This is a genomic window from Chryseobacterium hagamense (assembly GCF_007991455.1).
In the GTDB taxonomy this organism is placed as follows: Bacteria; Bacteroidota; Bacteroidia; order Flavobacteriales; family Weeksellaceae; genus Chryseobacterium; species Chryseobacterium hagamense.
Genome location: NZ_BJYJ01000001.1, coordinates 96,269 through 120,331 on the forward strand (window position 1 = coordinate 96,269; position 24,063 = coordinate 120,331).

Below are 24,063 nucleotides of genomic sequence, written 5' to 3' on the forward strand. Positions count from 1 at the left end.
CGACATGAAAAAACTATATGACGAACTTTGCTATAAAGTAAGCAAACAGACCACCCAACAGTACAGTACAAGCTTTTCGCTAGGGATTCTTGCCCTTTCGTCTTCCATCAGAAATCCGATCTACGCCATCTACGGGTACGTACGTCTGGCAGATGAAATCGTAGACAGCTTTCATGATTACAATAAAGAAAAACTGCTTTTAAAATTTAAGGAAGAAACGTTTCAGGCTCTTGAAGACCATATTTCACTGAATCCCGTCCTGCAGTCTTTTCAGGAAACCGTACATAAATACGATATCGACAGGCAGCTGATTATCCAGTTTCTGAAAAGCATGGAAATGGACCTTCAGAAAATTGACTACAATTCGGATCTTTATAAAGAGTATATCCTGGGTTCTGCAGAGGTTGTCGGGCTCATGTGCCTGCAGATCTTTGTAAACGGAGACAAAAAGCAGTACGAGGCCCTGAAGCCGGCAGCGATGATCCTGGGTTCCGCATTTCAGAAAGTTAATTTTCTGAGGGATATGAAAGACGATTATTATACTTTGGGAAGAAGCTATTTCCCGAATCTGGACATGTCCTCATTTGATAATAACGTCAAGCTTTCAATCGAAAAAGAAATCGAAGAGGAATTCAGACAGGCTCTTATCGGGATTAAAAAACTTCCGGCATCATCCCGGTTCGGGGTGTATCTTGCCTACAAGTATTATGTTTCCCTGTTTAAAAAAATCAAAAGAAAATCAGCAGACAAAATCCTGAATGAAAGAATAAGGATCTCAAACGGAGCCAAACTCTCCTTAATGATGAGCTGTTATGTACAATACAAAACATCTTTTTTATAAGCTGGAATTATTACTTAAACTACTGATATGAATTTTCTTATCCTGGCCGCCACATTCTTCGTTATGGAAGGAATCACCTGGCTTACCCATAAATATATCATGCACGGATTTCTCTGGGTCCTGCACAAAGACCATCATGATCACAGCAACGACGGGCCGATGGAAAAAAACGATTATTTTTTCCTGATCTTTGCTCTTCCTACGATTATGCTGATGTATTACGGGACCGTACAGGGCTTCAACCACTGGTTTTATATCGCTTTGGGAATTGCCCTTTACGGAATGGCGTATTTTTTTGTACATGACATTTTTATCCATCAGCGCCTAAAGGTGCTCCGCAATACGGAAAATCCTTATCTGCTGGCTATCCGGAGAGCGCATAAGCAACATCACAAGCATACCGGAAAAGAAGAAGGGGAATGTTTCGGCTTTCTCTGGGTTCCGGTAAAATATTTTAAAATGTACTTTAATAAAAACAAATAACGGATGCTGCAGTATACTTACCTTCTGATTAATTTTTTCACCGTCATTATTTGTTTTATCTTTTCCTTTCACCCTAAAATAAAATTCAGCAGGCATTTCGGGGCATTTTTCTCGGCTTCATTTATCGTGGCCGTGATTTTTATTATATGGGACGCCTGGTTTACGAAAATAGGGGTATGGTGGTTCAATGACAAGTATATGCTCGGGATCAGATTCCTGAAACTTCCGGTCGAGGAAATTCTCTTCTTTTTCTGTATCCCTTTCGCCTGCATTTTCACCTACTTCTGCCTGGATAAGTTTTTTAAGCTGGACTGGCAGCCACTCCGCGAGAAAGTGTTTGTTATCATCTGTATTGTAATAGCCCTGATTATCGGAATGTATTTTAACGATAAAATTTATACCAGCATCACTTTCATTACAACTGCATTCAGCCTGGCGGTTCTTCATTTTGCCCTACAAGTAAACTGGATCGGAAAAGCATCCTTTATCTATCTTCTTCTGATGCCTGGATTTTTAATGGTAAACGGAATTTTAACCGGTACAGGATTGGAGTCGCCTATCGTTAACTATAATCCCGAAGATTTTATGGGCATCAGGATCCTGACCATCCCTGTCGAAGATACCGTTTATGGCTATGAACTCATTTTATGGAATATTTTCTTTTTCCGGAAATTCATGAAGAAAGAACCGGCAGAAAACCCCTGATCATCGGCATATCTGTTTTATTTTAATTAAAAAGGTAAAAATTCGTATTTTTTTTCATTAAATAAATAAAATGGCCTGTTTTATGTAAAGACAATAATAGCTGTAAAGCTTTAACATCAACACACCAATCACTTAAATATTACAGTATGAAAAATTTTAACGAATGGGAGACTGCATCATCCCTGAACAGAGAAATTGAACGCCAGAAAGCATTGAAAGCTCTTGAAAAAGCAAAGATGATCAAAAGAAAAGTGGTCTATCTTCCTATGGGAGCTACCGGTAATATCAAATACAATAATTTTGTATAAGAATAAATAGAAGAAGCTGCTTCAATAATGAAGGGGCTTCTTTTATTTTTGATCTTGAAATGACGATCTTTATTAAAAATAATTAACCAATATGATCCTGCGCATAAACCAACGGTAGTTTTATCGTTAAGTTTATCGGGACTACACACTGAAAATTTATCAACCATTTATTAATATTATGAAAAAGACAATTTTAGCCCTGTTAGCCGTTGGAACAATGGTGGCTTGTAAGAAAAACGAAACGACAACTGCAAACGGATCAGCCGATAGTACAGCGATGTCTGCACCTGCAGATTCAGGAATGGCCATGTCCGGAAGCGATTCCGCTTCAACCATGAATCAGAATAATGCAGCTGCAAGCACAACCCTGAACGATCAGGACAAAAAATTTGCTGACGCTGCAGCAAAAGGAGGCATGATGGAAGTCATGATGGGAGAACTGGCCAAAACCAATGCCCAGAATGCCGCTGTAAAATCATTAGGTGCAATGATGGTTACAGACCATGGTAAAGCTAATGAAGAATTGAAATCATGGGCTTCCATGGCAAAATATACCTTGCCAACCAGCCTTGATGCGGACCAACAGAAGAAATACGATGACCTGAAAATGAAAAAAGGGGCAGAATTCGACCGTGCCTATACGGATCTGATGGTGAGTGATCACAAAATGGATATCGCTGAATTTAAGAAAGAAGCTTCCGGAGGAATGGAGTCTTCGCTGAAATCTTTTGCCAGCAAAACACTTCCTACCCTGGAACATCACCTGATGGAGTCTGAAAAAGCCAAATCTGCCGTGAAATAAGTATTTTCCGAAAAGATTTTATATGAATTAAAAGTTATTCTGAATTTCAGGATAACTTTATTTTTTGCTTTGCCGTTGATAATTTGAAATCAGATTGGAAAATAAAAAGTCCACCCGATTTACGCGGAATTCCGGTTAATCTTTAAGTTCAATCCAAACCGGAACATGGTCGCTGCTTTTCTCCCAGCCGCGGACATGTTTATCCACACCACCGGAATGTAATCTGTGTTTCAGGTAAGGACTCAGCAACAGATGATCCAGACGGATGCCTGCGTCCCGCGTAAAGGATTTATAGAGATAATCCCAGAAGGTGTAGATTTTCTCGTCTGGAAATAAAGTACGGATGGAATCCGTCCATCCAATTTCAATCAGACTGGCGAAGGCTTTCCGTACTTCAGGCCTGAACAGGGCATCATCTTCCCAGCGCTCAGGCTTATACACATCCAGTGGAGTAGGGATGATATTGAAATCACCGGTGAGTATGGCAGGAAGGTCCATTTTTATCATTTCGTCCGTCCTTTTCTTAAATCGTTTCAGCCAGTTTATTTTATAATCGAATTTGGGACCGGGATAGGGATTTCCATTGGGAAGGTAAAGGCAGCAGATGACCATCTGATCAATAATAGCTTCCAGATAACGGCTTTGGAGATCATCCTCGTCACCCGGCAGTTCATTCTGGACCTCGGTAATTTCATAATTTTTTTTAGCAAGGATGGCTACGCCGTTCCAGCTTTTCTGGCCTTTCCATATCGCATGATAACCGGCCTTTTCTATTTCAGCATAGGGGAATTTTTCCTGCGGTGCCTTCAGTTCCTGCAGGCATACAATATCAGAGTCGGCTTCCTGTAACCATCGAAGGAGAACGGGAAGCCGACCATTTACGCCATTTACATTGTAGGTGGCAATTTTCATTGTATTTTATTATATCTTATCGGAAATTGGTTCCGGAATTTCGATGGCCCGAGCCTGCAATCCCGTGGAAATTATTGTAAGTGTAATACAGGTCCTTAAAATAAATTTCCGTTTCCATTTCATTCTTTTCAAGATAAGGAAGGGATTTCTCAGTCGCCAGCGGCTCGTAGGCATATTTTATTCTGGCTGAAACCTGTTTCTTTTTGCAGTGGCAATACCTGTGATCGTCTTTTGCATGCTCTTTCAGATCAGTAATAATAATCTTTGTGTTTTCAAGATTTTTGGATTTGTCGAAAGTTTTACAGTCCAGAGTAAACCAGGGCTCACCATGATAGAAAAAATGATCGGTAATATCCGGGTGGGTAGCGTTTTTTTGTTCCAGAGGGGCAGCTGAGAAATAACCGTTGCATTCTGTGCATACAGCGACTTGTATTTTGATCGACATAGTATTATTGATATTAGTGGTGTACTTCTCCTATATCACAAGTTGTGCCATACCCGGTAGAATCTTAAATCAATTGAATTTTTAGTGAATAAAATTTTGAGGCGAACCGGAAACTATCTGTAAAAAATGAGAAGGCACTATCATAAAAAAATCCCCGACTTTCGCCGGGGATTAAAAACTAATAACCATGAAAACTCAAATTAAACATGAGAAATTCGGTGCAAATATATAAACAAAAAAGTAAACCCCCGCAAAAGCAGGGGTTTAAATTTGAAAAATATATTTAAGTGAAAAAGTGTTACCTGTTTGTATTCAAACACCGTGCCGTGAATAATTTTTATGAAAGAAAATTTTAGAAGGAAATATATTATTTGATTAAATTTTTACACTTAAATCCCTGAAACAGCGTAAGAAAAAATATTTCCACTTTTTTAATCATTTTTTTTGTGATAAAATAACTGCAATTTTAACAGTCTGGTATATCTATTGATGCAGGATACAGAATGGCTTTTTCTCAATATATTCTGTATTTTTGAAACTGCTCTAAAATAATTAATTATTGATTTTACGTTTCTATGATCTTAATTGTTGATGATAACCAAAGTAATCTTTACTCACTGAAAAAGTTGCTTGAATCCAAGAATTTCCAGGTAGATACTGCGGATTCAGGTGAAAAAGCACTCGGGAAAGCTCTTAAAAACGATTACGCCCTAATCATTCTGGATGTTCAGATGCCCGACATGGATGGTTTCGAAGTAGCCGAAACGTTAGCCGGATATAGTAAAACAAAAGAAGTGCCGATTATATTTCTTTCTGCAGTAAATACTGAAAAAAAATTCATTACGAAAGGATATGCTTCAGGCGGAAAGGATTATGTAACGAAACCTGTAGATCCTGAAATTCTGCTTTTGAAGGTGAAGACTTTCTATAATCTCCAGGAACAGAATATTGCGATGAAAAAAACGCAGCAAAGTCTGGAACTCGAAGTAAAAGGCAGGAGGGAATCCCAGGTTACCATGAAATCCCAGATCGAACACTTCCATCTGATGCTCGAATCTTTGCCGCAGATTGCTTTTACCCTTAACGAAAACGGAATTGTGGATTTTGTGAACGTGAAATGGTACGAGTATTCGGATTCCGATAAGGAATTTCCGGAAACCCATCCTGACGATTTCAACATCAGGGAAGAACTGGAACGCTGCAGGAAAAAAGGCAAGGCACTGCAAATGGAAGTCCGGATCAGGAACAGGGAAACCGGGAATTACCGGTACCACCTTCTCCGCATTACCCCTGTAGATGAGGAAAACAGCATTAAAAACTGGGTCGGGACCTTTACGGATATCGACGACCAGAAAAAAGTGGAGAAGGAAAAAGATGAATTCCTCAGCATAGCCAGTCACGAGCTGAAAACACCTTTGACCAGTATAAAAGCCTACGTTCAGCTTCTTGAAAGAAAGCTGAAGCTGGATAAAGAAAGCGCGGAAGCCGGATTCGTTACCAAAGTTCAGGACCAGATTGAAAAACTCAATACCCTGATTACCGACCTGCTGGATGTTTCCAGAATTGAAAACGGTAAACTGAAAATCACCCGCAAACCTACCAATCTGGCAAACGTCATCAATAATGCGATTGATACGATTCTGCAGACTCATGATGAAAACAGGGTGAAAATTAAACGCGACGGAATCCTTCCGGATATCCTGATCCCGATTGATGAAATCCGTATTGAGCAGGTGATGATCAATTTTCTCACCAACGCCATTAAATATTCCCCGAATAACAATCAGGTAATCGTCACTACCTTTCTCGACAAAGAAGAGCAGGAAATAAAAGTGAATGTCACCGACTTCGGAATCGGGATCCCGGATTATAAACAGGAGGCCGTGTTCCATAAATTTTACCGGGTCGAAGAATCTTCCCTACAGTTTCAGGGAATGGGCATCGGCCTTTTCATCTGTTCTGAAATCATCAAGCAGCACCACGGCAACATCGGGGTTTCCAGTAAAGTTGACGAAGGTTCAACATTCTATTTTACTTTACCATTAAATTAGTTTTCATGCCGAAAAAAATTATACGAAATCTCCAGTTTGGAGTCGGACTTTCACTTGTTATCCTGATTGCAAGTTCGATCGCCTCCTATTTCAGTATCCAGAACCAGATGAACCACCGTGAAAGCGTCGGAAAAAGCAGGAGGGCAGTAACTGCTGTTAAGGATGTCATGCTGTCGCTGCTGGATGCCGAAACCGGAAACAGGGGATACCAGCTTACCGGAAAAGAAAGCTTTCTGGAACCTTTCAACCGCAGCGTTGCCGAATATTCCAAAACCTTCCAGTATGCCAGAAGCCTGGAAATTACGGATCCTCACCAGAAAAGCCTTTTGAATGAGCTGGAAAAAAATGCAGACCACAACATTGCCAGTCTGAAGCTTTTTGTTCAGAACCGCAGGAAAGGGTTGATGATGACCCAGGAGCAGATTCTGGACAGTAAAGTATATATGGACCGGAGCCGGCAGATCGTTAAAGAATTTTCTCAATATGAAGAAAACCAGCTTGCCGTAAAAAACAGGGATCTCAACCGTTCTTCAGGTACAACGGTAATGTTCATTATATTTTCTGCCATTGCGGCAATCATCGTAACCACCTTTTTCTATTTTAAACTGCGGTCGGATCTTATCCGGCGGGAAAAACTGGAAAAGATGCTCAGGGCCAAAGACCTCGAAATCTCCAGAAGGGTAAGTGCCATCCAGAAAATTGCCAACCGGGTCGCCAATGGAGACTACAGCCAGAAAGTGGTGGATACTTCTGAAGATGATCTCGGGGAGCTGGTGGAATCATTGAACCACATGACCGAATCACTGAAATTTTCTTTTGATACCATCAACAGAAGCGACTGGCGACAGAAGGGCCTTGCCGTTTTAAACGAATCCCTTGTAGGCAATAAAACCGTAAAACAGGTTGCTGCCGCTTCGCTGAAGCAGCTGATTGAATACGGGAAATGTATCAACGGTTCGATCTACCTGTATGATGACGGGTTATTAAGGCTGACGGCAGCAGTGGGACTGGAAAATAACATGAAGAAAGTTTTCGAGCCTGGAGAAGGAATGGTGGGCCAGACTTTCATCAGCGAGAAAACCCAGGTATACAATAACCTGCACGAAGATGATTTTGTAGTCACCTTTGCAAGCAGCACCATCCAGATCTACGGCATCATGCTGATCCCGATATTTGCCGACGGGACCATTATCGGAATTATGGAGTTGGGATCAACTTCCAACTACGAGCAGGACCGTATCGATTATTTCGTAGAGTGCAGCCGGAATATCGGAATTGCCTTAAGTGCTGCCAAAGGACGGGAAAAAGAACAGCAGCTGCTGGAAGAGACACAGGCCCAGTCTGAGGAATTGCAGGTACAGCATTCCGAACTTGAGAATCTCAATACTGAGCTGGAAGCCCAGACCCAAAAGCTCCAGGCTTCGGAAGAAGAGCTGAAAGTACAGCAGGAAGAGCTGATGCAGGCCAATGCCGAACTGGAAGAACGCTCAAGGCTGCTGGAAGAAAAAAACCATCTTATTGCCGAACGCAACAATGAAATCCAGAAAAAGGTGGAAGAGCTTGCTCTCAGTACCAAATACAAATCGGAATTCCTGGCGAATATGTCCCATGAATTGCGTACGCCGCTGAATTCCATTCTTCTTCTTTCCAGGTTGATGGCTGAAAATCCGGATGAAAACCTGAATGAAGACCAGATTGAATCGGCTAAGGTAATCCAAAGCTCAGGAAGCAGCCTTCTGACCTTAATTGATGAGATCCTGGATCTGGCTAAAATAGAATCCGGTAAAATGACGCTTGAATATCAGGATGTTGTTGTCAATGATGTGGTAAAGGGACTGAAAGATCTCTTTAATCCTGTTTTCCAGGATAAAAAGCTGTTGTTTAATATCGATATTGAGAAAGACGTATGGAAAAATATCCAGACCGACCGCCTACGGGTGGACCAGGTACTGAGGAACCTGTTGTCGAATGCCCTTAAATTTACTAAAGAAGGCAGCATCGATCTGCATATCAGAAAAGATCCCGAAAAAAAAGACTTTATTATTTTCTCGGTGAAAGATACCGGAATCGGAATTGCGGAAGACAAGCAGAAAATTATTTTCGAAGCGTTCCAGCAGGCAGACGGTTCTACCAAAAGAAAATTCGGGGGAACCGGTCTCGGATTATCCATCAGCCGCGAAATCGCGAGGTTGCTTGGCGGTGAACTGATTCTGAAAAGCAAGGTAAATGAAGGCAGTGAATTCAGTCTCATCATTCCTGTAAAAGAAGCAACGGAAATCAAGCCGGCGGAGAATGATCAGAACCTGGTGAAAACGATCCGTGAGGAAGTGGAAGAAATCCAGCATATCCTGGACGAAGGCGATGAAGAAGTAAAAGAGGAAGTCAATACGCTTAAAATCCCGGAAAATGTGGATGACGACCGTCACCGGATCAAAAAAGAGGATAAGGTAATCCTGATTATCGAAGACGATACCAATTTCGCCAAAGCCTTACTGAAGTATGCGCATCTCCAGAACTATAAAGCGGTAATTGAAGTAAGGGGAGACCGTGGTCTGGAAGCTGCTCTGCAATACCGGCCTCATGCGATCCTGCTGGATGTACAGCTGCCGGTGAAAGACGGATGGCAGGTCATGGACGATCTGAAATCCAATACCGATACCAAGCATATTCCGGTACACATGATGTCTTCCCTGCATGTAAAAAAAGAAAGCCTCATGAAAGGGGCCATCGATTTTATCAGCAAGCCGGTAGCCCTCGATCAGATGACCGCGGTCTTCAAAACCATTGAGGAAGCGCTGAAAAAAGGCCCGCAGAAAGTTTTAATTGTGGAAGAAAATGCAAAGCATGCCAGTGCCTTGTCTTATTTCCTGAGCAATTTCAATATTTCGCTTTCGGTAGAAAATAATGTGGAAGACAGTGTGAAAGCCCTGACTTCCGATCACGTAGAATGTGTCATCCTGGACATCGGCTCTTCAAAGGGAAATGAATACCAGATCGTGGAATCCATCAAAAGCTATGACGGACTGGAAAACTTACCCATCATTATTTTTACGGAAAGAAACCTGTCCAAATCCGAGGAGCTGAAAATCAAGAAATATGCGGATTCCATCGTGGTAAAGACCGCCCATTCTTACCAGAGAATCCTGGATGAAGTAGGCTTGTTTTTACATCTGGTTGAAGAAAAGAACAATGCGATCGATACCGTGAGAAACAAAGCTCTGGGATCTCTGACGGAAGTACTGAGCGGTAAAAAGATCCTGATTACCGATGATGATGTACGGAATATTTTCTCCCTGACGAAAGCCCTGGAGAAGTACAAAGTGGAAGCCGTAGTAGCCATGGACGGGAAACATGCCCTGCAGCAGATTAAAGAAAACCCGGACGTTGATGTGATCCTGATGGACATGATGATGCCGGAAATGGACGGATACGAAACGATAAAGGAGATCAGGAAAATGCCTAAATTTGCAAGACTCCCCATTATTGCCATCACCGCAAAATCAATGATCGGTGACCGGGAAAAATGCATTACGGCAGGAGCTTCGGATTATATCTCAAAACCGGTGGATATCGACCAGCTGCTCTCCCTGCTTCGTGTTTGGTTATATGAAAGTTAAACAGCCAGAATTCTGATGAATAAGAAAATTTTAATTGTGGACGATGATCCACGCAACATATTTGCCCTGAAACTCACGCTGAAAGCCCGGGGCTATCAGACTGAAAGCTGTACCATGGCCCGGGAAGCCATTTCGGTCCTGGAAAAAGACAACCGGTTTCAGGCGGTGCTGATGGATATGATGATGCCGGAAATGGACGGATACCAGGCTATAAAAATCATTAAGGAAATGCCGTCCCTCAGCAATATTCCCATCATCGCAGTTACGGCACAGGCGATGCCGGAAGACCGGCAGAAATGCCTGGACGCCGGAGCGGAGGATTATATTTCCAAGCCGATAGACGTAGATAAACTGTTAACAGCGATTGAAAAACTGATGTAAATGCTGGAGCCGAGTATAATAAAAGATGAAGAAATAGAATATCTGATCAAGGATGTCTATGATATGTACGGCTACGATTTTTCGGAATACAGCCGTGCTTCGTTCAAGCGCCGGGTAAACAGGATATGCCTCATTGACCGGTTTACCAGTTTTGCGGAACTCAGGTATACCATCCTCAATGATGCTGATTATCTGAAACGGTTTATCGAAGAGATTACCGTGAATGTAACCGAAATGTTCCGGGATCCCCAGTTTTTTAGAACCCTGAGGGAGAGAATTCTGCCTCAGCTCGGCACCTATCCGCTTATCCGGATCTGGGTAGCGGGATGTTCAACGGGAGAAGAAGCTTATTCGATGGCAATCCTGCTGAAAGAAGCGAATCTGTACCAGAAATCCCTGATTTACGGAACGGATCTTAATCCGTCGGTGCTGGAGACGGCAAGAGCCGGTGTTTTTCCGCTGCAGCAGATGAAACTGTATTCCGAAAACTACATCCAGTCGGGCGGTAAGAAAGATTTTTCGGATTATTACACCGCCAACTACGACAGTGTGAAATTTGATAAGAGCCTGCAGGAAAAGCTGATTCTTTCGACACACAATCTGGTATCAGACAGTTCATTCAATAGTTTTCAGTTGATCATCTGCCGCAATGTCCTCATTTATTTCGACCGCGGTCTGCAGGAGCGCGTCTTCCGGTTGTTCGACAACAGTCTGGAAAATCTGGGATTTTTGGCACTGGGTGCAAAAGAAACGATAAGATTTTCTAAATTAGACAGGAATTACCATCAGGTTGATGATCAGAAAATCTGGAAAAAGGTCGATCACCAATAAAATTCTTTTCATGAAAGTAAATGACACGGATACTGAATTAATTGTAATAGGCGGCTCTGCGGGCAGCCTGCAGGTCATTATGGAGATGATCAAGAAGCTGGACGACCCGCTCGGTTTTCCGATTCTGCTGGTGGTGCACAGAAAGGCGCATACGACCAATATACTGCAGACCCTGCTTCAGCAGTTTTCTCCGGTGGAAGTCATTGAAATTGAAGATAAAACCGACGTTCGGAACAATAAAATATACATTGCGCCGGCAGATTACCACCTGCTGTTTGAAGATAAAAAAACCATGTCGCTGGACAGTTCGGAGAAAATGAATTATTCGCGTCCTTCTATTGATGTTACTTTCCGGTCGGCAGCGGAGATTTACGGCGAAAACCTCATCGGTATCCTGCTTTCCGGAGCCAATGCGGATGGAGTGGAAGGCCTGGCCTATATTAAAAAGAACGGAGGTAAAGTATGGATCCAGGATCCTGAAACGGCGGAAGTAAATTATATGCCGAAACAGGCGGTGGAAGAAATTGATTATGATTTAATTATTAATTCCGGTAACTTAGCAGATTACATTAACCGGCTGTAAAAATAAAAAGTGAAATCCCTAACTACAGTAAAATATAAAAATCAGTAAATAAGTATGAGTAAAAAGAGAATCCTGATATTCGATGATGATAAGACCATTCTTGAGGTGATTACGATCATCTTCGAAGAAAACGGCTATCATGTGGAAATTTCAGAAACCTCGCATGATATTCTGGAGAAAGTTGCCCGGTACCAGCCGGACGTTATCCTGATGGACAACTGGATTCCGAAGATCGGCGGTGTGGAGGCTACCAGGCTTCTGAAGAACCATGAGGAATTTAAGACCATTCCTGTTATTTATGTAACGGCCAACAACGACATTGTGGCCCTGGCCAAGCAGGCGCAGGCGGATGATTATGTGGCAAAGCCTTTCAATCTGGAAGACCTTGAAGATAAAGTAGCGCAATACCTGCAATAAATACAAAGGTTTCTGAAAACAGAAGTCCCTGCAGATGATGCAGGGACTTCTGTTTTATATAAGTTTCTGTTCTAAACAATTCTTCTTAATGAACTCCAGTTTTCACCGGGAAAATTTGTAAGCTTCATTTTCATTGACTGTATGCTGCAGTTTCCGGTGTTGATTTCCGTAATAAGGGAAGTAAGAAACCTCTTCATCTCAGGGTCCGACAGGATTTTATCTGAGAAGGTTGTCGCAATAATCGGTTTTCTTGAAACCAGATTCTCTGTAAAAGTATATTCGCCGGTAAGATCAACCGGTGCACTGAACTGCTGCTGAATAATATAGTTGATATACTTGTTGATTAATTCTTTGTTTTCTGATAAGTTTTCCATCGCTTAGGGTGTTTGCTGTATAACAATAATATTCATGCCATAATCATTAATTATCTGAAAATTACTGTAATTCTCTTGTCTTTAATTATAATTGTTCCGGACGTCATTAAAAAGAATTTCGGAAACTTTAATTTTTTAGGATAAATCCAATTAATCAGGCTGAACATTATTTTTCTTTTATTTAATAAAATGATTCTGTGCAGCCAATTGATTATACTTAGCAAAAAGTTATCCAAAAATGATTTGCGGCAAAAAATTTGTTACACCAAAAATGAAATTATTACAAATCACCAAAATTTGAATTATGAAAACAACCACTTACCAAATGCTGATCGCAGCATCCATGCTGTTTACAGGATGCTCCGAAACCATCGATGAAAACGAAAACAGCGGGCCTGTATTGCCCCCGGTGGAAAATAATGCGGCCAACACCAATTATCAGCCTGCATTTGCAGGACAGACCCGCGCAAACGGGGTGAGGACGTCTACTGCTTATGTTGGGGAAGTATTGACCTCATCCCTTTCTGCACCCTGGGGAATTACCGGTTTACCGGACGGCCGTTTACTGATTACAGAAAAAGCAGGAACCATGAGAATCGTCAGCACTACCGGGACAGTGAGCGGGGCCATTACAGGGCTTCCTGCTGTCAATTCGGGCGGCCAGGGCGGATTACTGGGCGTTTGTGCAGACCCGCAGTTTTCTTCCAACCGGATGGTATACTGGGTGTTCTCTGAAAATGTTTCCGGAGGGAATATGACTTCGGTAGCCAAAGGAAGACTTTCAAACAATGAAACAACCATTGAAAATCCGGTGGTCATCTACAGGGCGGCACCTTCGGCCAATGTCGGAAACCTTCACTACGGCGGAAGGATCCTGTTTGACAATACCGGAAATCTGTTTGTAAGTACCGGAGAGCGTTCTGATCTTTCGACAAGACCTTTGGCCCAGTCGGTAACGGCAGCTTTAGGGAAGATTTTAAGAATTACCACAAGCGGACAGCCGGCACCGGGAAATCCTTCCTTTACGCAGTCGGGAGCATTACCTGAACTGTACAGCATCGGGCACAGGAATCCGCAGGGGATTGCCATCCATCCGGTAACCGGGGAACTGTGGCAGAGTGAACACGGACCGAGAGGCGGTGATGAGATCAACAGGGTACAGGCCGGTAAAAATTACGGCTGGCCGACCATTACCTACGGTATCGAATACAGCGGGGCGACCATCGGAAACGGAATCCAGCAGCAGGCAGGCATGGAACAGCCGGTGTATTACTGGGATCCTGTTATTTCGCCAAGCGGAATTACCTTCTACAAAGGAAATACGATTCCGGAATGGCAGAACAATCTTTTTGTAGCTTCCTTAAGCGGAATGCACATCGCCAGACTGGTGATTGAAAACAATAAAGTAGTCGGGGAGGAACGGCTGCTTGCCGGAGAAAACCAGCGTTTCAGGGATATTACCCAGGGCCTTGACAATAATTTGTATACGGTAACCGATGGCGGCAAACTGTACCGCATCCGTAAGCAATAAATAAGGTGAACCCTATTGTACAGGCCGGAAGAAAACCGGATGCTCAGGTTTAGAGAAATCTAAAACCTCAGCATCCGGTTTCTTTCGCTTTCAATTAACGAGAACCCGACGTAGAACGGCTTTCCACGGGATAGGACAATACTGCCAAAACCGTGAACCGTTAATTAATTAAACTTGAATTTCATCCTGAATTCCAGCGGTGCCATATTTGTTTTCTTTTTAAACAAGGTGCTGAAAGACTGCGGATGCTCGAATCCTAAGGCATAAGCAATTTCACCGATCGACATCTGTGTGGCAGACAGTTTCTCTTTTGCCTTCCCGATAAGTTTCTCATGAATATGCTGCTGCGTATTCTGCCCGGTATGGATGCGCAGAAGATCGCTCAGGTAATTCGGGGATAAATTCATGGCTTCCGCCACCTGATGTACCGTTAAAATCCCTTTTTCCGGATTTTCTTCACGGAGGTAATCAATGAGGTACTGCTCAAATTTAGCCAGCAGCCGGTGGTTCCCGCTTTTTCTCGTGATAAACTGTCTTTCATAAAAGCGTAGGGAAAAATTCAGCAGCAGATCGATCTGGGACAAAATGATTTCCTGGGTATAACGGTCGATATGGCGGCATTCTTTATCGATTTTAAAAAGAATTTCCATCAGGTCATTTTCTTCATCTTCCGATAAATGAAGGGCTTCGTTTACAGCATAAGAAAAAAATCCGTAGCCGGAAATGGTTTGCGCAAGAGAATGTTTCAGCAGGAAGTCCTCATGAAACACCAGAAGATAGCCTTTGCCATGGCAGTCCATCGAATGGATGTCCAGATACTGCACCTGGTTGGGTGCCGTAAAGCTTAACATCCCTTTGTCATAATCATAATGCTGCTGGCCATACCGGATCTTTCCGGTGGCTTCCCGTTTAAGGGCAATACAGTAAAAGCGGCTGACAAAGCCTTTCCACATTTCATCTTCTTCAAAAACCGCTTCCGATAAATTGATGACACTCACCAGCGGATGTTTCGGTTCCGGTAAGCGCAACAGGCGGTGAAAAGCGGAAAGCGACTGAATGGTATTCATAGTCTGTCAATTTAGTTAATAATCCAGAAGTCCCATGCTGAATTCGTCGTACGGGTCTCCGGTATCGGTTCCTAAAGGTACGATACTTTCCAGTTTCCCGAGATCATTTTCACTTAATTCTACCGAAGCTGATGCCATGTTCTGCTCAATGTATTTCCTGCGCTTGGTTCCGGGGATCGGTACAATGCCTTTGCTCATGATCCATGCCAGGGCAAGCTGGGAAGACGTGATGTTTTTTTCAGCAGCCATTTTTTCTATCGCTTCCACCAATTCAATATTCTTCTGAAAATAATCACCCTGAAAACGTGGAATGGCTCTCCGGAAATCATGTTCCGGCAGATCATCAACAGTCTTAATCTGACCGGAGAGGAACCCTCTTCCCAAAGGCGAATACGCTACAAAACCGATGCCCAGCTCCTGCAGGGTTTTCAGGACGCCTTTTTCTTCCGCTGTTCGTTCAAACAGGGAATATTCGCTTTGTACGGCGGTAACGGGATGAACCCGATGAGCCCTTTTCACCGTTTCGGAAGAAACTTCAGATAAACCGATGTATTTTACTTTTCCTTCCTGTACCAGCTCGCTCATGGCACCTACCGTCTCTTCTATCGGAACGTTTTTATCCAGCCGGTGCATGTAATAGAGGTCGATGTAATCTGTATTCAGGTTTTTAAGGGATCTTTCCGCCGCTTTTTTCACATAGTCTTTTTTCCCGTTGATAGCCCAGGTGATTTTGTTGCTGTCATCGATTTCCCAGCCGAACTTTGTTGCTATGATGTACTGATTGCGTTGCTTACCGATGGCTTTGGCGATCAGCTGCTCGTTTTTCAGCGGGCCGTAGAGATCCGCGGTATCCAGGAAATTTCCCCCGAGTTCAAACGACCGGTGAATGGTGGCAATGGCTTCTTTTTCATCGGATTTTCCATAGGTATCGGCTTCTTCAAAGCCGGTCATTCCCATACATCCAAGACCGATGACAGGCACTTCCAATCCCTGATTTCCTAATGCAATGTGTTTTAAATTCATATTCTGATTTTTATTAAACAAAGTTCCGCAGAAATCATCAGGCAGATGTAAGCAAAACCATGAAGGTTGTATGCAAATTACGGTTTGATTAAAAGTAATGGGATCCGGAAGGATTGGTGTGAACCGGTTGAGGGGTTGGAAGAGGGAAACTGGATGCTGGGCGTTCCTCCCGACATTACAACTGAAGCTATTGGTTTTTCAACTGTTTAACTCACCGGAACAGGTTATCTATTATTGGTTTAAAATTTAAACGTCTTATCTTTCTTTTTCTCAGGATATTTAAGCATCCCATTAAAGAAACCGTCCGGAAAGATCCGGATTCTTTAAAGAAGACCGATCTGGCTGATAAACAAATCAGGAAGAAAATAAGAGATTTTCTTCCTGATATTCTGAATATATTCAAGGCCTGCTTCTGTTCTGATACAATTGTTGGATCGTTACGCAATATTCATCCGAATGCATTCTGTTCCTCAATTATTTTCCGCCGCCGTTTTTCTCAACATCGGTTTTGGTATTTTCCTTCACTTTCTGGTTTCCGAAACGTTTTACGAACGAGATCGAAGCACCGTACCAATCCCATTTAGAGGTGTTTCTGAAGGTTCCGCCCTGGACATAGGTTGTCGCATCGTAATTCGGGCGCTGGAAGATGTTCATCAGCTGCAGGCTGACTTCCATCTGGCTTTTCGGGAATATTTTGGTTGCCGAAATATTATGGAAAATATTGGGCTTGTTGGTGGTCGAATTACCGTTGTTCTGGTTGGAAACTTCCACCCAGGCGCTGATGTTAATATTCTTATTGAAAAGATTCGTGTAGGAGAGATTCGTGGAAGCACTCAGGTAGCTGATATAATCTTTGGCTTTCTCCAACTCGTTTCTGCGGTTGAAATCGCTGTTATCGATATAGTACCAGCCAATTCCTAGATTCACGGTGAATTTATTTTTGAAAAAGGTCTGGTTCGTGTTGGCAAAGACATAATATTTATGCACCTTTCCGGCAAAGTTGGATTCCTGGGAAATGGTTTTGTCTCCTTCAGTAACATAGTTGGTCCAGTAATCCTGATCGGTAAACATGTACCTTCCCGAGATAAAATATTTTTTAAGAATTCCCAGCTTCATATAAAGCCGGTCGCTTGGATTAGGTTCCAGGCTGATATTCCCACGGGTGTAGAACCCATCGCTGTTCGGAATCAGGAAAGGGTTAAATTCCGAATACCACGGCCGCCAGATGTTCTTACTGTAGGTTAAGCTCAGGTCATATTTATCCGAAAACGAATATTTCAGCAGGATGTTCGGCAGGAGTTTGCCGTAAGCATCTTTCCGGGAAGTTCCAGCAACATCCTGGCGGATTTTATAATCGATGTGCTCATAACGCAGTCCGATCCGGGTTTCCAGTTTTTTGAAAAAAGTTTTGCTGTAGTTGGCATAAAGCGAATTGATGTTGTCTTCATAATGAAAAACATCCCGGCTGCTGAGCCCTGCCGGCATATTGCCGTAAAGGCTGTTCGGCACGGCATTGTTGTTGAAGTCCATTTTCCCCCCGACTTCAAAGTTCCCGCCAGACTTTCCCAGAGGCTGAGTGTAATCCACCTTCAGATAATAGTTGCGGTTTTCGGTATCGGTCAGAACGCCGATTTCCTGATTCTTAACCAGATTGGGCGTTGTCGCCTCAATGATATTTTTATTAAAGTAATCGTCACTCGAATTACCGTAATAATTGCTCCCGAGGTTGACATCCAGAATCTTGTTCTTTTCCTTATCGTACCATTTGTAGAAAAGGTTGGTGCCGAAGTTCCGGTTGAGGGAAGTAGTGTTTTGGCTTTGGGTGTAAGAGTTGACAAATTCTTCACCGTTTTTGTTTTTCATTCCGCTGGCTTCGGAACCGGATAACGAATTGCTTTGGTAATATTCGAGAATCACCCCTACCGTATTCTTGCTGTTCAGCTCAAATTCCGAAGTGGAGGACAGGGAAGGGCTTCTGGATTCCATGACGGTTCTGGAATCCCGGTACGTGGTGGAATTATCGTCATAGGTCGTTTGTATACTGGAATTGCTCTGTACATTGATATTGTTGCCATAGCCTCCGATCACGGTCTGGGTAAAGTTTTTCTTATGGTAATTAACGTTAAAATTGGTGTATTGGGAATTTTTTGTATTCTGACGGTTATTTAAGGTAATACTTCCTTTAAATCCTTCATCATCCCGTTTTTTCAGCACGATATTAATGACGGATCCGGTGGCTTCGTATCTTGAAGACGGGCTGGTAATCACTTCAATCTTCATCAGGTTGTCGGCAGGGATGGTTTTTAAATATTCCTTCAGTTCTTTTCCGGTGAATACGGATTTCCTGTCGTTAATGTAAACGGTCACGGTTTCACCTTCCGCTTTGATGGCATCGTTGTTATCAATGCTTACGAGTGGGGTCATTCTCAGGACGTCCCAGGTGGTATTTCCTGCCAGGACGGAACTGTTGGCCACATTAAAGACGGTTCTGTCGACTTTGGATTCGATGGTTGGCTTGCGCACTGTTACGGTAACGGCTTCGATGGCTTTTTCTTTTGATTGAAGGGTATCCTTTCCGGCCTGGGCAAAACTGAAAGTACCTGCCAGAAAAGCAATCGGCATCAAAATATTTTTCATGTAAACTAGGTTTCTACCCATAAGACAACCTAAAGTGAATAATTGTTACATCCGGTAGAACTAATTCTATGAAAAAGTTTTAATGAGGTGTCAGCTATATCATTAAAAATAAAAAAACCTGTCCGGAATTGCGGGCAGGCTTGTTTCCGAAGCTGACCGGATTATTCAATGACTTTCGTCTGGAATCGCTCCGTGTGTGCGGAAAAATAACCCAATGCGCCGTTGCTGATGTTGCTTGGCGGATTGGCCGGTGTTACGCCCGATCCCGCACCGCCATCCAGGATCTGAAGCAGCGCGGAGTAATAGGTAAATATATTCTGGTCGATGCACTGCATTTTTACATGAATGGTATCGCCTGCCTTTACTTGAATGCCGTCTTTGTCATTAGGCATCAGCAAAGGCCTTTGGTTGGATAAACCATTGTTGACGTTATCTGAAAATTCTGCAAAAAACTTCTGAGCACTGTTGTTCACCGAATAGATAAAAAGATACCGGTTGCCCAGTGCGGAAGGATCGGTAAAAACCGGCAGCAGCGTATAGGTGGTTTCCCCGGCTACCTGGAAGGAATCCTGATCCAGTCCGTCGAAAGGTACCGGCTGGGGCATGGTACTCTGGGCAGAATACTGCCGGCCTTCCGCCGTCACTTTCAGGGTATAGGTTCTTCCCGGCTGGGCGGCAAAAGTATTGGTGACATAATATCCGTCTCCGGCGTAGGTCAGGGTCTCGGTTTGTCCGGTATTGTCGCTTACCGTCACCTGCGCATCTTCAATGGTGGTGTAAGGTGCAGATGAGGTATAGGCTACCGTTCTGGTGATTTTAACGAGGTAAGGTCCGCTCGCGTCGGTAATATTTCCTTCGATGACAATTTTTCCGCTTTGGTCCTGCAGGTCGAGATTGATATCTTTTTCACAAGAAGCAAGAAACAGCAGGGACAGTATACTTAACAAAAGGTTTTTCATCGGTTAAAATTTAAAGTTATAGGTAATGTTCGGGACCCATCTGAACAGCGAGGTCTGTACGGCACGGAAGGTTCCCGGATTATCGGGATTGTCTTTGAAAGCAATGGAATAGGCGTTTTCCCGTCCGTAAATATTATAAACGCCGAAAGACCAGGAACCTCTGAAGCGACTGTTGCCCTGCGGTTCGTATGTCGCGTTCAGGTCCATCCTGTGATAAGCAGGCATCCGGTCGGCATTTCTGCTGCTGTACTGGAGGATCGACTGTTCGTTCAGTACATATTTTCCTGTCGGAAAGGTGACTGCATTTCCGGTGCTGTAGACAAATAATCCTGAAAAAGACCATTTGGGATTCAGCTGGTAGGTGGCTACCACGGCCAGGTCGTGGGTTTTGTCTATCCTTGCATTATACCATTGGTCATCATTGATTCCGTCGATCTTTCTTTCGGTTTTGGATAAGGTATAGGAAATCCAGCCCGTCAGTTTTCCGCTTTTCTTTTTGGCGATCAGTTCCAGGCCGTAAGCCCTTCCTTTCCCGAACAGCAGTTCACTTTCCACATCGGCTGCGGTATCGAAGGCAATCTGGGCGCCGTTTTTATAATCGATCTGGTTCTGCATGGACTTGTAGTACACTTCAGCATTCAGCTCATAATTGTTGTTGTTGAAATTACGGCTGTATCCGAAGCTTATCTGGTCTGCAATTTCCGGCTTCACGGTATAGCTGGTTCCGATCCACTGGTCCGTAGGGTTTCCGCTTCCGCTGTTGCTTAAGAGATGCAGGTTCTGGGTATTCCGGGCATAGCCTCCTTTGATGCTGCTGAACTCGTTCAGCCGGTAATTGGCCGTTATCCTCGGTTCGGCATTTACATAGGTTTTCCCCAGCTTGCCCTTCTCGAGGAATTCCGAACCGGCAAGCACCCCTTGCTCATACAGGTTATAGGTATCGCCACCCAGGACACTGAACAGCGAAAGCCTCAGCCCGTAATTAATGGTCAGTTTTTCGGCAGCTTTAAAATCGTCATTGATATACACGGCATTTTCCCAGGAATAGCGCGGATTTCTCGGATAGCTGCTAACACTGGTTCCCGAGGCACTGCTCGGGGTAATAATGTGATATACCGACTGCAGCCCGAATTTTACCGAATGCTTATTACCGGCAAACCACGTGAAGTCCTGCTTCAGGTTCCAGTCTTCGATTTTGGAAGACAGGCCGAACGTATTTTTATTGCTGCTAACACTGAAATCATAATTGTAATTGCTGTAAATCAGCGAGGTATTGGAAAATAATTTACTGCTGATAATACTGTTCCAGCGGAGGGTTGCCGTTGTATTTCCCCAGTTTGAAGCAAAGGTATCGCCAAGTCCAAGTACATCCCGTCCGAAATATCCGGATAAATACAGGCGGTTATTTTCATTCACCTGATAATTGGCTTTTAAATTCAGATCATAGAAGTACAGCTTGTTGTCTTTGAAGTCATCCGTGGCTTTCAGGAACAAATCGGCGTACGTTCTTCTTCCTGAAACGATAAAAGATGATTTCTCCTTTTGAATCGGCCCTTCAACACTTAACCGGCTGCTGATGATTCCTATTCCGCCGTTGACGTTGTAGGCTTTATTGTTTCCGTCTTTCATTTTGACGTCGAGTACCGAAGAAAGGCGTCCGCCATACTGTGCCGGACTGTTTCCTTTGATGATGCTGGCATCTTTCAGTGCATCGCTGTTGAAGGTGCTGAAGAATCCGAGCAGATGGGAAGCGTTGTACACCGTTGCCTCGTCCAGCAGGATCAGGTTCTGGTCCGTAGCACCGCCCCGGACACTGAAGCCGCTGTTCCCTTCTCCATTGCTCTTGATGCCCGGTAACAGCTGGATGGTTTTCATCACATCCCTTTCGCCGAACAGGACCGGCAGCTTTTCAATATTCTTAATGCTGACCGTTTCCGTGCCCATCTGGGCAGAAGTCAGGTTCCTGTCTTTTTTGATGCCTGAAACAACAACCTCGTCAATGGTTGCCATACGGTCTTCGCTTTCTCCTGCATCCAGCAGCAGATCCTGCTTGGTATCATCTTCCACCGAAACAGTTTGCTGAAAGTCCTTAAAGCCGGGATTGGAAATGATCAGGTGGTAGTTTCCTTTCGGCAGGGACAGGGAATAAAACCCGTAATCGTTTGATATAACTGAAATGCCGGGATCTTCCGCCACTTTTACCGTAACACCGATGAGCAATTCTCCGTTTTTCTTATCTTTTACCGTACCGCTCACCGAATGATTCTGCTGGGCAAAAACAACCGTGCTGAAACAGATCGCGGTGGCTGAAGTGGCGGTTTTCAGGGATATTATCTGCATGTAAGTTTGTTTATTATTGGAATCAGAGCCTAAATATAGCCTATTCCTTCTCAATCAGACAAACATCCGGTGAATTTTGTTAAACTGCCATGAAAATACCGGGTAACAGTCATCTGATTTAATTTGAATCAGAGAATATTAATTAGCGTAAACTCGAAGAAGAAACCGGAATGAACAGGTCCGAAGATAGAAGCAGGATGCGGGAAGTTTCTCTTGTCAAAAATACGGTCAAAGGTATTGGCAATCAGGCGAAACATTTTGTCATGTTATCGAAGAGAATTCTATTAAAAAAGACTGACCGAATTAACCCTAATCGTATTCTTTAATTAAAAGGCGGAATTTAAGTTAAATACGGCCGAATTCACGTTAATTTAGTTCAGTTCAACCAGATTACGTTATATTAGATTTATTATCAGAATGGATGGTTGTGTTTAATTATCAATATCTCGATTATAATAATGACGCCAGGAACTTCCCGCTTCCTCCTTCCAGCCTCCTGATCGGATTTCTGTACAGTGTTCCCGTTGTCTGAATGAATACCATTTAAATATACTATTTTTGCGAAAACTTCTGCCGGTTATGAAAAATGCTTTAAGCTGGATCCTTGTTTTATTTTTGGTTGCTTCACTTTTGCATAACTGCCTGAACAATACCGTACAGAAAGAGATCAGTCAGAAAAATGCTTTTATGGATCACCTGAGGAAACTCTATTCTTCCGGGGATGTTTCACAATGGCCGAAACCGGTGCTGGATCCTGAATCCCTTTCTTCTTTTGCGGAAATCGGGCATTTGCCCGAAACTCCGTTTCCTGAAGACAATCCGTATTCGCCGGAAAAAGAGCTATTAGGGAAAGCACTTTTTTTCGATCCGAGGCTTTCCAGGTCGAATCAGATTGCCTGTGCTTCGTGCCATGATCCTGAACTGGGCTGGTGTGATAACCGGACGTTCTCCTTCGGCCACGACCGGCAGTCGGGAACCCGCAATGCCATGAGTATCCTGAATGTGGCTTATGCGAGATCCCTGTTCTGGGACGGCCGGGCAGGTACCCTGGAAAAGCAGTCGCAGATGCCGATTGAAGATGAAAAGGAAATGGGAGAGCACATCGATATCGCCGCCGGAAAAATTTCAAAGATAAAAGGATACGAAGTATTATTCGAAAAAGCATTCGGTGACAAGTCAGTAACCAAAGACCGGATCTCCAAAGCCATTGCTACCTTTGAAAGGACGGTGAAAAGCGCTCCCGGAAAATTCGATCTGTTTATCGATGGTAAAGCAGATGCCTATACCAACGATGAACTGATGGGGCTGCATCTTTTCCGGACGAAGGCACAATGTATCAACTGTCATAATTCCGGATATTTTTCCAGCAACCGTTTTGAAAATATAGGAACTTCTTTAATGGGTGAGAAAGGAGAGGATTTGGGAAGGTATCCTGTTACGAAAAATCCTGAAGATGCAGGTAAATTCAGAGTACCGGGATTACGGGAAGTATCGCGGACCGGTCCGTGGTTCCATAACGGTTCAATGAAAACCTTAACGGAAGTAATCCGTTTTTACAGCATGGGAAATCCCGAGCATACCCTGAAGAGGGCGACGGTTCATGAAGGTACAGCTCTGCAGTCCCAGAAATCGGGGATGGTGAGAATGCTGGAGCTGTCGGATGAAGAAATTTTCCAGCTGGAAGCGTTTTTAAGAACGTTATCATCAGCACCCGGAACTGTAACGGTTCCCGAACTGCCAAAATAAAACCTCCGGA

21 protein-coding genes are annotated in these 24,063 nt (G+C 43.5%); 13 read left to right on the forward strand and 8 right to left on the reverse strand.

Annotated features, from left to right (window positions below):
• Positions 1-4: 4 nt before the first annotated feature.
• The 5 genes from CHA01nite_RS00360 to CHA01nite_RS00375 all read left to right on the forward strand — a co-directional run bounded on the left by CHA01nite_RS00360 (position 5) and on the right by CHA01nite_RS00375 (position 3,139).
• Entirely contained in the window at positions 5-841 is an 837-nt protein-coding gene (locus CHA01nite_RS00360) for a phytoene/squalene synthase family protein (RefSeq protein WP_146939236.1), read from the forward strand.
• A 27-nt stretch (positions 842-868) separates the two neighbouring features.
• A complete protein-coding gene (locus tag CHA01nite_RS00365) occupies positions 869-1,324 on the forward strand; it encodes a sterol desaturase family protein (protein WP_146939237.1) in 456 nt (151 codons plus the stop codon).
• Between the two features lie 3 nt (positions 1,325-1,327).
• Positions 1,328-2,029 carry a lycopene cyclase domain-containing protein gene (locus CHA01nite_RS00370; RefSeq protein ID WP_146939238.1) on the forward strand — a complete coding sequence of 234 codons (702 nt, stop codon included), beginning with the start codon at positions 1,328-1,330 and terminating at the stop codon, positions 2,027-2,029.
• 146 nt (positions 2,030-2,175) lie between these two features.
• Positions 2,176-2,337 (forward strand): hypothetical protein, encoded by a 162-nt coding sequence (locus CHA01nite_RS20420; RefSeq protein WP_170234659.1) that lies wholly within the window; start codon positions 2,176-2,178, stop codon positions 2,335-2,337.
• Positions 2,338-2,515: 178 nt separating this feature from the next.
• Entirely contained in the window at positions 2,516-3,139 is a 624-nt protein-coding gene (locus CHA01nite_RS00375; RefSeq protein ID WP_146939239.1) for a DUF4142 domain-containing protein, read from the forward strand.
• A 135-nt stretch (positions 3,140-3,274) separates the two neighbouring features.
• Here CHA01nite_RS00375 and xth read toward each other — a convergent pair whose 3' ends face one another.
• Both xth and CHA01nite_RS00385 read right to left on the reverse strand, forming a co-directional pair.
• Positions 3,275-4,051 carry an exodeoxyribonuclease III gene (gene xth / locus CHA01nite_RS00380; protein ID WP_146939240.1) on the reverse strand — a complete coding sequence of 259 codons (777 nt, stop codon included), beginning with the start codon at positions 4,049-4,051 and terminating at the stop codon, positions 3,275-3,277.
• A 16-nt stretch (positions 4,052-4,067) separates the two neighbouring features.
• Positions 4,068-4,496, reverse strand: a complete 429-nt coding sequence (locus tag CHA01nite_RS00385; RefSeq protein WP_146939241.1) for a hypothetical protein — start codon at positions 4,494-4,496, stop codon at positions 4,068-4,070.
• A gap of 575 nt (positions 4,497-5,071) precedes the next feature.
• On the opposite strand from CHA01nite_RS00385, the gene CHA01nite_RS00390 reads away from it, so the two are divergent.
• The 6 genes from CHA01nite_RS00390 to CHA01nite_RS00415 are packed head-to-tail and all read left to right on the forward strand — an operon-like array spanning position 5,072 to position 12,376.
• Positions 5,072-6,547 (forward strand): hybrid sensor histidine kinase/response regulator, encoded by a 1,476-nt coding sequence (locus CHA01nite_RS00390; protein WP_146939242.1) that lies wholly within the window; start codon positions 5,072-5,074, stop codon positions 6,545-6,547.
• A 5-nt stretch (positions 6,548-6,552) separates the two neighbouring features.
• Positions 6,553-10,164 (forward strand): hybrid sensor histidine kinase/response regulator, encoded by a 3,612-nt coding sequence (locus CHA01nite_RS00395; RefSeq protein WP_146939243.1) that lies wholly within the window; start codon positions 6,553-6,555, stop codon positions 10,162-10,164.
• A gap of 15 nt (positions 10,165-10,179) precedes the next feature.
• The gene (locus CHA01nite_RS00400; RefSeq protein ID WP_174771801.1) at positions 10,180-10,545 is read left to right on the forward strand and encodes a response regulator; all 366 of its coding nucleotides are present in this window, start codon (positions 10,180-10,182) and stop codon (positions 10,543-10,545) included.
• The gene (locus CHA01nite_RS00405; protein WP_146939245.1) at positions 10,546-11,376 is read left to right on the forward strand and encodes a CheR family methyltransferase; all 831 of its coding nucleotides are present in this window, start codon (positions 10,546-10,548) and stop codon (positions 11,374-11,376) included.
• 10 nt (positions 11,377-11,386) lie between these two features.
• Entirely contained in the window at positions 11,387-11,959 is a 573-nt protein-coding gene (locus CHA01nite_RS00410; RefSeq protein WP_146939246.1) for a chemotaxis protein CheB, read from the forward strand.
• A gap of 54 nt (positions 11,960-12,013) precedes the next feature.
• Positions 12,014-12,376, forward strand: a complete 363-nt coding sequence (locus CHA01nite_RS00415; RefSeq protein WP_146939247.1) for a response regulator — start codon at positions 12,014-12,016, stop codon at positions 12,374-12,376.
• Between the two features lie 71 nt (positions 12,377-12,447).
• On the opposite strand, the gene CHA01nite_RS00420 is transcribed toward CHA01nite_RS00415, so the two are convergent.
• Entirely contained in the window at positions 12,448-12,750 is a 303-nt protein-coding gene (locus tag CHA01nite_RS00420) for a hypothetical protein (RefSeq protein ID WP_146939248.1), read from the reverse strand.
• 304 nt (positions 12,751-13,054) lie between these two features.
• On the opposite strand from CHA01nite_RS00420, the gene CHA01nite_RS00425 reads away from it, so the two are divergent.
• Positions 13,055-14,281 (forward strand): PQQ-dependent sugar dehydrogenase, encoded by a 1,227-nt coding sequence (locus tag CHA01nite_RS00425; RefSeq protein ID WP_146939249.1) that lies wholly within the window; start codon positions 13,055-13,057, stop codon positions 14,279-14,281.
• A 164-nt stretch (positions 14,282-14,445) separates the two neighbouring features.
• Here CHA01nite_RS00425 and CHA01nite_RS00430 read toward each other — a convergent pair whose 3' ends face one another.
• The 5 genes from CHA01nite_RS00430 to CHA01nite_RS00450 form a co-directional block, all read right to left on the reverse strand.
• Positions 14,446-15,348, reverse strand: coding sequence for a helix-turn-helix domain-containing protein (locus tag CHA01nite_RS00430; protein ID WP_146939250.1), 903 nt, complete (start codon positions 15,346-15,348; stop codon positions 14,446-14,448).
• Positions 15,349-15,363: 15 nt separating this feature from the next.
• Positions 15,364-16,371: an aldo/keto reductase gene (locus CHA01nite_RS00435; protein ID WP_146939251.1), complete on the reverse strand. Its 1,008-nt coding sequence runs from the start codon at positions 16,369-16,371 to the stop codon at positions 15,364-15,366.
• Positions 16,372-16,845: 474 nt separating this feature from the next.
• Positions 16,846-19,008: an outer membrane beta-barrel protein gene (locus CHA01nite_RS00440; RefSeq protein ID WP_146939252.1), complete on the reverse strand. Its 2,163-nt coding sequence runs from the start codon at positions 19,006-19,008 to the stop codon at positions 16,846-16,848.
• 161 nt (positions 19,009-19,169) lie between these two features.
• A complete protein-coding gene (locus CHA01nite_RS00445; RefSeq protein ID WP_146939253.1) occupies positions 19,170-19,967 on the reverse strand; it encodes a DUF4249 domain-containing protein in 798 nt (265 codons plus the stop codon).
• Positions 19,968-19,970: 3 nt separating this feature from the next.
• Positions 19,971-22,307 (reverse strand): TonB-dependent receptor, encoded by a 2,337-nt coding sequence (locus CHA01nite_RS00450; RefSeq protein ID WP_146939254.1) that lies wholly within the window; start codon positions 22,305-22,307, stop codon positions 19,971-19,973.
• 579 nt (positions 22,308-22,886) lie between these two features.
• Between CHA01nite_RS00450 and CHA01nite_RS00455 the strand changes: the two genes are divergently transcribed.
• Positions 22,887-24,053, forward strand: a complete 1,167-nt coding sequence (locus tag CHA01nite_RS00455) for a cytochrome-c peroxidase (RefSeq protein WP_146939255.1) — start codon at positions 22,887-22,889, stop codon at positions 24,051-24,053.
• Positions 24,054-24,063: the final 10 nt, after the last annotated feature.